Annotated in this window: 12 protein-coding genes; 3 read left to right on the plus strand and 9 right to left on the minus strand. The window is 69.1% G+C overall.

Annotated elements, in window-relative coordinates; all coding sequences use genetic code 11:
* Window positions 1-205: 205 nt before the first annotated feature.
* The 3 genes from DK254_RS09590 to speE all read right to left on the minus strand — a co-directional run bounded on the left by DK254_RS09590 (window position 206) and on the right by speE (window position 4,320).
* Window positions 206-991: a sulfite exporter TauE/SafE family protein gene (locus DK254_RS09590; RefSeq protein ID WP_109933591.1), complete on the minus strand. Its 786-nt coding sequence runs from the start codon at window positions 989-991 to the stop codon at window positions 206-208.
* Window positions 992-1,152: 161 nt separating this feature from the next.
* Window positions 1,153-3,231: an LTA synthase family protein gene (locus tag DK254_RS09595; protein ID WP_109933592.1), complete on the minus strand. Its 2,079-nt coding sequence runs from the start codon at window positions 3,229-3,231 to the stop codon at window positions 1,153-1,155.
* 228 nt (window positions 3,232-3,459) lie between these two features.
* Window positions 3,460-4,320 (minus strand): polyamine aminopropyltransferase, encoded by an 861-nt coding sequence (gene speE, locus DK254_RS09600; protein ID WP_109933593.1) that lies wholly within the window; start codon window positions 4,318-4,320, stop codon window positions 3,460-3,462.
* Window positions 4,321-4,488: 168 nt separating this feature from the next.
* Here speE and DK254_RS09605 point away from each other — a divergent pair, with 168 nt between their 5' ends.
* Together DK254_RS09605 and DK254_RS09610 are read left to right on the plus strand one after the other, a co-directional pair.
* On the plus strand, window positions 4,489-5,394 hold the full coding sequence (locus DK254_RS09605) for a DNA-3-methyladenine glycosylase (protein WP_177412041.1): 906 nt from the start codon (window positions 4,489-4,491) through the stop codon (window positions 5,392-5,394).
* A gap of 4 nt (window positions 5,395-5,398) precedes the next feature.
* The gene (locus DK254_RS09610; protein ID WP_109933595.1) at window positions 5,399-5,896 is read left to right on the plus strand and encodes a methylated-DNA--[protein]-cysteine S-methyltransferase; all 498 of its coding nucleotides are present in this window, start codon (window positions 5,399-5,401) and stop codon (window positions 5,894-5,896) included.
* Window positions 5,897-5,978: 82 nt separating this feature from the next.
* Here the strand turns inward: DK254_RS09610 and DK254_RS09615 are convergent, their stop codons facing one another.
* From DK254_RS09615 to aroC, 6 genes are all read right to left on the minus strand, one after another.
* Window positions 5,979-6,170 carry a PLDc N-terminal domain-containing protein gene (locus tag DK254_RS09615; RefSeq protein WP_109933596.1) on the minus strand — a complete coding sequence of 64 codons (192 nt, stop codon included), beginning with the start codon at window positions 6,168-6,170 and terminating at the stop codon, window positions 5,979-5,981.
* Between the two features lie 52 nt (window positions 6,171-6,222).
* Window positions 6,223-6,906, minus strand: coding sequence for an acireductone synthase (mtnC, locus tag DK254_RS09620; protein ID WP_109933597.1), 684 nt, complete (start codon window positions 6,904-6,906; stop codon window positions 6,223-6,225).
* Window positions 6,907-7,038: 132 nt separating this feature from the next.
* On the minus strand, window positions 7,039-7,584 hold the full coding sequence (locus DK254_RS09625) for an acireductone dioxygenase (protein ID WP_089394497.1): 546 nt from the start codon (window positions 7,582-7,584) through the stop codon (window positions 7,039-7,041).
* Between the two features lie 30 nt (window positions 7,585-7,614).
* A complete protein-coding gene (locus tag DK254_RS09630) occupies window positions 7,615-8,241 on the minus strand; it encodes a methylthioribulose 1-phosphate dehydratase (RefSeq protein WP_109933598.1) in 627 nt (208 codons plus the stop codon).
* A complete protein-coding gene (locus DK254_RS09635; RefSeq protein WP_109933599.1) occupies window positions 8,238-9,389 on the minus strand; it encodes an MFS transporter in 1,152 nt (383 codons plus the stop codon). The genes DK254_RS09630 and DK254_RS09635 overlap by 4 nt, the downstream gene beginning before the upstream one ends.
* 68 nt (window positions 9,390-9,457) lie before the next feature.
* Complete coding sequence (gene aroC / locus DK254_RS09640) at window positions 9,458-10,549, minus strand: chorismate synthase (protein WP_109933600.1); 1,092 nt, start codon at window positions 10,547-10,549, stop codon at window positions 9,458-9,460.
* Window positions 10,550-10,661: 112 nt separating this feature from the next.
* On the opposite strand from aroC, the gene DK254_RS09645 reads away from it, so the two are divergent.
* Window positions 10,662-11,660 (plus strand): alpha/beta hydrolase, encoded by a 999-nt coding sequence (locus tag DK254_RS09645; protein ID WP_177412052.1) that lies wholly within the window; start codon window positions 10,662-10,664, stop codon window positions 11,658-11,660.
* Window positions 11,661-11,841 lie beyond the last annotated feature (181 nt).

Below are 11,841 nucleotides of genomic sequence, written 5' to 3' on the forward strand. Positions count from 1 at the left end.
GACATCCGAGCACTCGGAGCGGCGCGCTACACCAAGCCCAACCCCAAAGAAGTCTCTGGGTTATACCCCTTCGGGCCAGCGCAAGCGCTGTTCGCGATGGAGCCGCGTCCCGCGTTCGCGGGAATGACGATGGGGAGATAGGCGCACAGGCCCAAGGCTCGCGAGCAAGCTCGCTCCTACGACCCCAGAGAACCGCCGAACCGGCTCAGAACACCAGCTTGTAGCCAATACTGAACAGCATCACCGCCAGGCACGGCCGCAGGACGCTGTCGGAAATGCGCCCGGACAGGTGGCTGCCCAGGTAGATGCCCGGCAGCGAGCCGCACAGCAGGTAGCCCAGCAGTTGCCAGTCCATGTTGCCCATGCTGGCGTGGCCCAGGCCGGCCACCAGGGTCAGGGGCACCGCGTGGGCGATCTCGGTGCCCACCAGGCGGCGGGTGGCGAGGAAGGGGTAGAGCACGAACAGCGCCACCGTGCCCAGGGCGCCGGCGCCGATGGAGGTCAGCGCGACCATGGCGCCGAGCACCACGCCGGTCAGCACCGTGAGGCTGTTCAGGCTGGTGCCGCCCAGGTGGTAGTGGTCGCCGGCGTGCCTGTGGGCGAAGGCCAGCAGCTTCTGCTTGAACAGGATGGCCAGGGCGGTGAGCAGCAGGACCACGCCCAGGGCGTGCTTGATCACGGTGTTCAGCGCCTGGGTGTCGGCGCCCAGGCTGTGCAGGAACAGTAGGGTCAGGCCCGCCGCCGGCACGCTGCCGAGGGTCAGCCAGCCGGTGATGCGCCAGTCGACGTTCCTGTGCCGGGTGTGCACCAGCACGCCGCCGGACTTGGTGATGGCCGCGTACAGCAGGTCGGTGCCCACGGCGGCGGCCGGGTTGATGCCGAACCAGAGCAGGATGGGCGTCATCAGCGAACCGCCGCCGACACCGGTCATGCCCACGATGAACCCGACCACCAAGCCTGCGACAACGAAACCAAGGACGCCGAATTCCATCAACCCTTCCTGAAAGCCATGAGCGGCCCGCGAAAACCGGCGGGCAGGATAGCGGCTTTCCTTATAAGCGCTTATATCAATATCGACTTAATTTATAACCAAATTTTAAAGCACCGCCCACGAAAAAGGGGCCCGCGGGCCCCTTTTCCATCATGCGCCGGTCAGTCGCTGTCCGGCTTGCTGTCCACCACGCCGGTGGTGTTGTTCAGCAGGCTGCGGGTGGCGGTCTGGATGAAGGACTCCAGGCGCTTCTTCAGCTCGGCCTCGTCCGGCACGTTCTGCACACGGTCGGCCTTGGGATGGGCGCCGACCTGGTAGTCGTACACGCGGATGTCGCCTTCCTTGGGCTTGATCAGGATGCGGTTGCCGGAAAGGATGGCCACCACCTGTTCGCTGCCCGAGGGCTTGATCACGCCGAAGCCCTTGTCGCCGGCCGGCAGGTTCAGCAGGTCGCGGCCCCAGCACTGGTGGCGCACCTCGCCGCCCAGGCGGCCCATGATGGTCGGCACTATGTCGATCTGGGTGCCGACGGTGTCGCGGCTGCTGCCGTACTTCTCCTGGATGCCCGGGGCGATGATCAGCAGCGGCACGTTGAAGCGGAACAGGTCCATCTCGGTCAGCTGCTCCGGCGCGCCGAAGCCGTGGTCGCCCACCACCACGAACAGGGTGTCCTTGTAGTAGGGGGACTTCTTCGCCTTCTCGAAGAACTGGCCCAGCGCCCAGTCGGAATAGCGCATGGCGGTCAGGTGCTCGTCGAGGCTGCCGTTGCCGGTCACGCGCTCCACCGGCAGGTCCTTGGGCAGGGCGTAGGGCACGTGGTTGGAGAGCGACTGCAGCAGGGCGTAGAACGGCTTGCCGGTGGCGGCCAGGCGGTCCAGTTCCTCGTTGCCGCGGGAGAACATGTCCTGGTCGGACACGCCCCAGGTCGGGTCGGAGAACACCGGGTTCACGAAGTCGTTGCGGCCGACGAAGGTGGTCATGCCCTGGTTGGCGAAGAAGCCGGACTGGTTGTCCCAGGCGAAGTCGCCGTTGTAGACGTACACGTCGTCGAACTGGCGCGCACTGAGCAGCTGCGGCAGGCCGGAGAACTTGTGGCCGCCCTCCGGCGTCTGCATCAGGTACTCGAAGCCCGGCAGGTTGGGGAAGCAGGCCATGGTGGCGAACATGCCCTGGTGAGTATGGGTGCCGTTGGAGAAGAACTGGGTGAACAGCAGGCCTTCCTTCGACAGCTTGTCGAAGTACGGGGTGATGTTGCCCGGCGCGCCCAGGGCGCCGACGAAGTGGCCGGCGAAGCTTTCCATGAGGATCACCACCACGTTCTTCACGCCCGGCAGCGTGCCTTCGGCCGGCGGGGTGAAGTCGCGGCGGATGGCCGCGTCGTCGGCGTCGACCAGCTTGTCGTTGGGCGTCAGCAGCATCTGCCGCACGGTGTCGCGGGCCTGGTCGTCGGGCAGGGTGGCCTTCCAGATGTTCGCGCGGTCCTCGCCGAAGCGGTCCTCGGCGGCCTTGAGCAGGGTCATGGAGCCGTTCAGGCCCAGGTGGTTGGCGAACATGGAGTCGGTGGTGAAGGCATCGCCCCAGCGCAGCGGCGGGCCCTGGCGCAGGGTGCCGCGGTAGGCGACGCCCGCCACCAGCACCACCACCAGCAGGGCGGCGACGCGCAGGTACCAGGCGGCGGCCGAGGCGCCCACGGTGCTGGGCCGGGTGGCGCGGTCGACGCCGCGGAACAGCATGAACAGCAGCCAGGTGGCCACGGCCCAGGCCAGCAGGTAGCGGACCACCGGGTAGCCGTACCAGATCATGCTCATGACCGTCTTCGGGTCTTCGGACATGTACTGGAACACCAGGCTGTTCAGGCGCTGGTGGAACTCGCGGTAGAAGTCCAGCTCGAGCACGCCGAGGAACAGCGTCAGGCTGGCCAGGGCGGTCAGCCAGACGCGCCAGAGCATGCGCCAGCGCATGGCGGTGACGCTGACCAGGGCGAAGATCATCGGCGCGACTATCAGCACCACCGCGCGGATGTCGAAGCGCACCCCGGTGAGGAAGGCCTCGACGAAGGTGCTGGCCGGGGTGTCGCCGATCAGCTCGCGGTTGTAGATCAGCAGCGCCAGGCGCAGCAGCGAGAACATCAGCATCAGCGCCAGGCTGCTGAGCAGGATGAACCCCAGGTGGCTGGACACCGTCGCGCGCGCGAGGTTGACCGCGCGCTGGCGGGTATTCAGGACTTCCGATTGGCCCATGGTCAGGTTCCGTATTCTGCGACTTTCGGTTTCGGGCGCCCTCCCCGGCACGGGCGAGGAGCGCATGGCCGCCACGCCGCCGCGGGGCGAGGGCGTGGAAGCCGGCGGCGCATTCTAGTCGGGCAAGATTAGCCGGACCTTAAGAATCGCCGCCGAGGCGGGGGATTATGCCCAATGCGGGTGAAAAAAGAGTCGTCGCCGCCGGGCGGTCCCGGCGGCGCGCGCCGGTCAGTCGTTGTGCGGCTTGCCGATGGCCTGCAGCACGTACTGCGGCAGGGCGAAGGCGCCCTGGTGGATTTCCGGGTTGTAGTAGCCGGTGGCGATGCCGCTGGCGGCGAAGCGCTGGCGCAGGGTTTCCAGCGGCACCTGGCGCAGCGCCGGATCGGTAGCGCCCCAGGCGAAGGTCATGGCGCCGCCGATGTAGGTGGGCACTGCCGCCTGGTAGAAGTGCCAGTCGGCGAACAGGCCGTTCATCCGCCCGGCGGTGTTGCGCACGGTGTCCAGTTGCATGAAGGGCGTGCCGTTCTGGGTGACCAGCACGCCGCCCGGGTTCAGGCAGCGGTGGCAGGCCTGGTAGAAGTTCTCGGAGAACAGCACCTCGCCCGGGCCGATGGGGTCGGTGGAGTCGGAGATGATCACGTCGAACTTGCGCTCGGTGGTGGCGACGAAGCGCATGCCGTCGTCGATCACCAGGTCCAGGCGCGGGTCGTCGAAGGCGCCGTTGGAGTGGCGCGGCAGGAACTGCCTGCACATGTCGACCACGGTGCCGTCGATCTCGACCATGGTGATGTGCTCGACGCCGGCGTGCTTGCACACCTCGCGCAGCATGCCGCCGTCGCCGCCGCCGATGATCAGCACGCGCCTGGCCGCGCCGTGGGCGAGGATGGGCACGTGGGTGAGCATCTCGTGGTAGATGAACTCGTCGGCCTCGGTGGTCTGGATCACCCCGTCCAGGGCCATCACCCGGCCCATGCGGGCGTTCTCGAAGATCACCAGGTGCTGGTGCTCGGTGCGCACCTCGTGCAGCAGCTGGTCGACGCTGAAACGCTGGCCGTAGCCTTCGTAGAGGGTTTCCTGGTAGTCGCGCATGGGCGGTCTCCCGGTTCGACGGTGAATGAAGCGGGCCGAAGGCCGGCCGTGAAAGGCGCGCATTCTACTGTGCGAGGCATGACAGGTCGAACCCACTCGCTATGCCCATACAGTTTGAAAGTCAGCTGCGGGACGACAGCGCGGCGGCGGCGGGTTATGGTCAGCGCCATGAACACAGCCATCGCCCCCCTCGTCCTGCACCTGCCCTACCAGCCGCCCTGGGACTGGCGGCAGTTCCACGAGCATTTCGCCCTGCGCCGCCTGGCCGGGGTGGAAACCCTGGGCGAGGCCCACTACCGGCGCAGCCTGCGCCTGGACGGCCTGCCCGGCTGGATGGACATCCGCCCGCTGGCCGGCGAGCCGGCCCTGCGCCTGGAACTGCACCTGGACGGCGCCGCCGACAGCGCCCCGCTGGCCGAGCGGGTGCGCAAGATGTTCGACCTGGACAGCGACCCGCGGGCGGTGGCCGCGCACCTGGGCGCCGACCCGCTGTTGCGCCCGCTCGTCGAGGCCTGGCCGGGGCTGCGCCTGCCCTGCGCCTTCGATCCCTTCGAGCAGGCGGTGCGCGCCATCGTCGGCCAGCAGGTCACGGTGAAGGCCGCGGTGACCATCACCGGCCGCCTGGTGCAGCGCCTCGGCCAGCCCCTGGGCAACGCCGTGGCCGACGGCCCGCAGCACCTCTTCCCTACCCCGCGGGCCCTGGCCGAGGCGGACCTGGCCGGCATCGGCATGCCCGGCAAGCGCGTGGCCAGCCTGCAGCGCTTCGCCGCCGCGGTGGCCGAGGGCGCCCTGGAACTGCACGTGGACGATGGCGCCGAGGCCCTGGTGAAGCGCCTCTGCGAGCTGCCCGGCATCGGACCCTGGACCGCCGAGTACGTGGCCCTGCGCGCCTTCGGCGAGGCCGACGCCTTCCCCGCCGCCGACCTGGGCCTGCTCAAGTCGCCGGTCTGGGGCGAGGCCGGCATCGCCGCCCGCGACCTGCAACGCCGCGCCGAGGCCTGGCGCCCCTGGCGCGCCTACGCCGCCGTCTATCTCTGGCAAGCCTACTCGCAAGGCAGCCGCATCGGAGGATGAAGCCATGCACTACCGCTACTACGACAGCCCCCTCTGCCGCCTGCTGCTGGCCGGCGACGAGCAGGGCCTGCGGATGCTCTACATGACGCCCTTCGAAGGCCACGAGCCGGGCCCGGACTGGCGCGAGGCCAGCCACCAGTTAGATGAGGTGATGCGCCAGCTGGACGAATACTTCGCCGGCAAGCGCAAGGTCTTCGACCTGCCCCTGGCGCCCCGCGGCACCGAGTTCCAGCGCCAGGTCTGGCACGCGCTCACGCAGATCCCCTACGGCCACACCACCTGGTACGCCGACCTGGCCGAACGCATCGGCCGGCCGAAGGCGGTGCGCGCGGTGGGCGCGGCCAACGGCGCCAACCCGATCAGCATCATCATCCCCTGCCACCGGGTGATCGGCCGCGACGGCAGCCTGACCGGCTACGGCGGCGGCCTGCCGCGCAAGGAGGCGCTGCTGCGGCTGGAGGGGGTGATGGTGGGGGCCTCGCGGGAGTTGGAGCTGGTTTGACGGGGTTTCCCGGTGGTTTCCGTTTTTTGGGGAAACTCCATTCGCGAGCAAGCTCGCTCCTACGAAAACCCTCGTCACCCCGCTACACGCGGACGTTGCCCTTCGGCCCGGCGATCGCCCAGATCACCAGGCCGAGCAGCGGCAGGATGAGGATCACCAGCACCCAGATGATCTTGATCGGCACCTCCGCACTGCTCTTGAGCACGCTGATGATCGCCCAGACGTCGAGGGCGAAGATGATCAGGCCGATCAGCCCGTTGAAGGTCGAACCCATGGCGCCGCTCCCACTGCTGAAGGTACGTCCTCCAGCATAGACGGCGGCGGCCTCAGCAGCGGGCCGGGTCGATCAGGGCGAAGCTGGCCAGGGTCTCGTGGCCTTCCAGGGCGCCGCCCTCGCGGGCCAGGCCGGTGGTCACGAGGCCGGCTTCGCGGGCCGCGTCCAGTTCCTGCACCACGTCGGAGAGGAACAGCACCTGCTCCGCCGGCAGGCCGATGGCCTGGACGATGCGCGCGTAGGAGGCGGCCTCGCGCTTGGGCCCGCTGGTGGTGTCGAAGTAGCCGGAGAACAGCGGCGTCAGGTCGCCGGCCTCGGAGCAGCCGAAGATCAGCTTCTGCGCCTGGATCGAGCCGGAGGAGTAGACGTACAGGTCGTAGCCCTCGGCCTTCCAGCGGCGCAGCGCCTCCACCGCGTCCGGGTAGACGTGGCCCTTGAGCTGGCCGGCGCGGTAGCCCTGTTCCCAGACCATGCCCTGCAGCGCCTTCAGCGGCGTGGCCTTGCGGTCCTCGGCTATCCATTGCAGGAGGATGGCGATGCAGCGCTCGACGTCGGCCCCGGCCTCGCCGCTCTCGGCGCGCACAGCGTCCAGCTGCGCGGCCACGTCGGGCTTGTCGGCGTGCTCGCGAACGAAGTCCGGCAGGTGCGCGGCGGCGTAGGGGAAGAGCACGTCGAAAACGAAGCTGACGGCGCTGGTGGTGCCTTCGATGTCGGTGAGGATGGCTTTGATCGGCATGGGGACTCCAGAAGCCCGCCTCATATCCCGGGCGGGAAGGTGTAGCCGTGTAGGAGCGAGCTTGCTCGCGAACGGATTCCGCAGCGGGGTTCGTTCGCGAGCAAGCTCGCTCCTACGAAGAGCTGTGGTGTGTCAGTCTTCCAGCAGCGGAAAGCGCCCGGCGATCCCGTCGCCGGTGAACTTCGCCACCCAACCCTCGGGGTTGTTGAACAGGCGGATGGCCACGAAGTGCGGGCGCTCGCCCATGTCGAACCAGTGGCGGGTGCCGGCCGGCACCGAGATCAGGTCGTTCTTCTCGCAGAGCACGGCGTAGACGTGGTCCTCGACGTGCAGGGTGAACAGCCCGCGGCCGGCGACGAAGAAGCGCACCTCGTCCTCGCCGTGGCGGTGCTCGTCGAGGAACTTGGCGCGCAGCTCGTCCTTCTGCGGGTGGTCGGCGTTCAGGCTGACCACGTCGACGGTGACGTAGCCCTGCTCGTCCTTCAGGCGCTGGATCTCCGCCGCGTAGGCGGCCAGCACCTCGTCGGGGCTGGCGCCGGGGGCGATGGGCGCGCTGGCCTGCCAGCGCTCGAAGCGCACGCCGAGCTCGGCCAGGGTGGCGGCGATGTCCTCGGCGTGGGTGAGCAGCTTCAGCGGCTGCTCGGGGGCGGATTCGTGGTAGACGGTCAGGCTGCTCATGGTCGGGTCCTCGGGTACTGCCGGATTCGCTCAGCGCGTGCCGCCGCGAAGGCTGATCACTTTAAGTTCGCATTCGAAGAGGAATTCGAAGGCTTCCACCTGGCGCAGGGCGTCTTCCATGCGCGGCCCCCAAGTGTACAGGCCGTGGCCGCGGATCAGGTAGCCGGGGCACTCCGGGTGGGCGTCCAGCCAGGGCTGCACCTTGGCCGCCAGGCGGGCGATGTCCTGGTCGTTGTCGAAGATCGGCACCGTCACCCGGCCCTCGTGGGTGGTGACGCCGGCGAAGGCCTTCTGCAGCTCGTAGTCCTCCAGCTCCAGGCGCTCGCCCTGGGTCAGGCGCGAGAGCACGGTGGCGTTCACCGAGTGGGTGTGCAGCACCGCGCCTATCTCCGGGCGCCAGGCGTAGAGCTGGGTGTGCAGCAGGGTCTCGGCCGAGGGTTTCTTGCCCGGCTCCAGGCTGTTGCCGGCCAGGTCCGTCTCCAGCACGTCGTCTACGCCCAGCTGGCCCTTGTGCCTGCCCGAGACGGTGAGCAGCGCGCGGTCGGCGGCCAGGCGCGCGGAATAGTTGCTGCTGGTGGCCGGCGACCAGCCGCGGCCGTACAGGAAGCGCCCGGCCTCGATGATCTGCCGGGTCAGGTGTTCACGGTTGACGCTCATGCCCGCTCCTCTTTCAGACGCGTACCGATGATAACGGCTGCGGCCAGGGCCGCGAGGCTGGCGATGGCGAAGGTCCAGGCCGGACCCAGGCTAGCCCAGCTGTAGCCGGAGTAAAGCGCGCCCAGGGCGCCGCCGGTGCCGGCCAGGGCGGCGTAGAGCGCCTGGCCCTGGCCCTGCTGGCGCGCCTGGAAACTGCGCTGGACGAAATGGATGGCCGCGGCGTGGAAGGCGCCGAAGGTGGCCGCGTGCAGCAACTGGGCGAACAGCAGCAGGCCCAGGTGGTCGGCCAGGCTGCCCAGCAACAGCCAGCGCAGCGCCGCCAGCAGGAAGCTCGCCGCCAGCACCTGGCGCAGGCTGAAACGCCCGAGCAGGCGCGGCATCACCAGGAACAGCAGGACCTCGGCCACCACCCCCAGGGCCCATAGCCAGCCGATCAGCCCGCGGCTATAGCCGAGGGCCTCCAGGTGCAGGGTGAGGAAGGTGTAGTACGGGCCGTGGGACAGCTGCATCAGGCATACGCACAGGTAGAAGGCTATCACCCCGGGCTGGCGCAGCTGGGCCAGGAAGCCGCTGGCCGGCGCGTCGCCGTGGCGCCAGGCCGGCTGGGCGTTGGGCACCCACCAGCTGGCGCCGACGATGCCCAGCATGATCGCCAGCAGCGCCAAGGGGTAGTAGTCCAGGCTGGTGGCCTCGAACAGCCGGCCGAGGCCGACCACGGTGCAGATGAAGCCGATCGAGCCCCACAGGCGGATGCGGCTGTAGCTGGCGGTGCGCTCGCCCAGGTGGGCCAGGGTGATGACCTCGAACTGCGGCAGCACCGCGTGCCAGAAGAACGCGTGCCCGGCCATCACCAGCGCCAGCCAGGCGTAGCTGTGGTCGAGGAAGATGAGGGCGAAGCATGCCGCGGTGCACAGCGCGCCGAAACGCACGATGCGCAGGCGCTGGCCGGAGCGGTCGCCCAGCCAGCCCCACAGGTTCGGCGCCACGCAGCGCATCAGCATGGGGATGGCCACCAGCTCGCCGATGCGCGCGGCGGAAAAGCCCAGGTGGTGGAAGTACAGGGCGAGGAAAGGCGCGGTCCCGCCCAGCAGGCAGAAATAGAAGAAGTAAAAGCTGGACAGGCGCCAATAAGGCAGGGGAGCGGCCACAGGCTACAGGCGGCAGGCTGCAGGCAGAAGCCGCTGTTTCCTGAAGCCTGCCGCCTGTAGCCTGCAGCTCATAGTTGGCCCAGCACCGGGGTTGCCACGCTCACCCCGGCATTCTGCGCGCGGTTGCGCAGCAGGTGGTCGAGCAGCACGATGGCCATCATCGCCTCGGCGATGGGGGTGGCGCGGATGCCCACGCAGGGGTCGTGGCGGCCCTTGGTGACCACTTCCACCGGGTTGCCGTTGACGTCGATGGAGCGGCCCGGGGTGGTGATGCTGGAGGTGGGCTTGAGCGCCAGGTGCGCGACTATCGGCTGGCCGCTGGAGATGCCGCCGAGGATGCCGCCGGCGTTGTTCGACAGGAAGCCTTCGGGGGTCAGCTCGTCGCGGTGCTCGGTGCCGCGCTGGGCGACGCTGGCGAAACCGGCGCCGATCTCCACGCCCTTGACCGCGTTGATGCTCATCAGCGCATGGGCCAGTTCGGCGTCCAGGCGGTCGAAGATCGGCTCGCCCAGGCCCGGCGGCACGCCTTCGGCGACCACGGTGATCTTCGCGCCCACCGAATCCTGGTCGCGGCGCAGCTGGTCCATGTAGGCCTCCAGCTCCGGCACCTTGTCCGGGTCGGGGCTGAAGAAGGCGTTCTGCTCGACGCTGTCCCAGGTCCTGAAGGGAATCTCGATCGGGCCCAGCTGGCTCATGTAGCCGCGCACGCTGATGCCCAGGGCCGCCAGGGCCTTCTTGGCGATGGCGCCGGCGGCCACGCGCATGGCGGTCTCGCGGGCCGAGGAACGGCCGCCGCCGCGGTAGTCGCGGATGCCGTACTTGTGGTGGTAGCTGTAGTCGGCGTGGGCCGGGCGGAACAGGTCCTTGATCGCCGAGTAGTCCTTGGACTTCTGGTCGGTGTTGCGGATCAGCAGGCCGATCGGGGTGCCGGTGGTCTTGCCCTCGAACACGCCGGAGAGGATTTCCACCTCGTCGGCCTCCTGGCGCTGGGTGGTGTGCCGGCTGGTGCCGGGCTTGCGCCGGTCGAGGTCGCGCTGCAGGTCTTCCAGGGACAGTTCAAGGCCGGGCGGGCAGCCGTCGACGATGGCGACCAGCGCCGGGCCGTGGCTCTCGCCAGCGGTGGTGACGGTGAACAGCTTGCCGTAGGTGTTGCCGGACATGCGAGGCTCCGCGGAAGACTTGGATGAACGAAAAGGCCCAGCAGTATACCTGCGACACTCGGCCCTGCGAACCTTCAGCGGCGCGCGCCGTCAAACCGCTATCATGCAGTCCATGAAGCCCTCCATGCCGCGCCTCATCGCCCTTCTTTCCTGCTGGCTGTTCGCCGCAATGACCTACGCCGCCTCCCCCACCATCCTGCAACGCCCCTACGACCTGGACACCGGCCACGGCGTGCTGCACGGCACCCTGCTGCTGCCCCAGGCCACCACCCCGCCGCCGCTGGCCGTGCTGGTGGCCGGCTCCGGGCCCACCGACCGCGACGGCAACAACCCCGGGGGCGGCAACAACGCCTACCTGCGGCGCCTGGCCGAGGCCCTGGCGGCCAACGGCATCGCCAGCCTGCGCTACGACAAGCGCGGCGTCGCCCGCAGCCGCGACGCCGCCCCCGACGAGCGGCAGCTGAGCGTGGACGGCTACGTCGACGACCTGGTGGCCTGGAGCGACCGGCTGGCCGCCGATCCGCGCTTCGGCCCGCAGGTGCTGGTCGGCCACAGCGAGGGCGCGCTGATCGCAAGCCTCGCCGCACCGCGCAGCCGGGCCGCGGCCCTGGTGCTGATCGCCGGCAGCGGCCGGCCGATCGACAAGGTCCTGCGCGAGCAGCTCTCGGTGCGCCTGCCGCTACCCCTGCTGGCCAGGGCCGACGCCATCCTCGACCAGTTGCGCGCCGGCCGGCAGGTGCCCGAGGTGCCGGCGCAGCTGAACGCGCTGTTGCGCCCCAGCGTGCAACCCTACCTGATCTCGCTGTTCCGCCACGACCCGGCCCGGGCGCTGGCCCGGGTGCGCCAGCCGACGCTGATCCTGCAGGGCACCAGCGACATCCAGGTCGACGTGGCCGATGCCCAGGCCCTGCACCGCGCAAGGCCAGACGCCGAGCTGCAGCTGGTGTCCGGCATGAACCACATCCTGCGCATCGTCCCGGCCGACGTGAAGAAGCAACTGGCGTCCTACAACGACGCCAACCTGCCGCTGGCCCGCGACCTGGTCCAGCGGCTGGTCGATTTCATCCGCAGGGTCCGCCCGCAGGACCCGCCAGCCCAGGGCATGGGCTGAAACGAACGTCTCAAGAAATCCGCCCCGGCGTCGATAATCGCTTAACCCCTGTATGAAAGGCGTTACACATGCCTCCTACAGAAGTTGAGCCAGCCCTGGCCGCCGGCCAGGCCCGAGGATTCCGATGACCGACGCCGACCCGCGCAGCGACGACGCCGCCCCCGCCGAAGCACCGGCCCCG

The sequence above is a fragment of the Pseudomonas sp. RW407 genome (genome assembly GCF_003176655.1).
GTDB classification, from domain to species: Bacteria; Pseudomonadota; Gammaproteobacteria; order Pseudomonadales; family Pseudomonadaceae; genus Pseudomonas; species Pseudomonas delhiensis.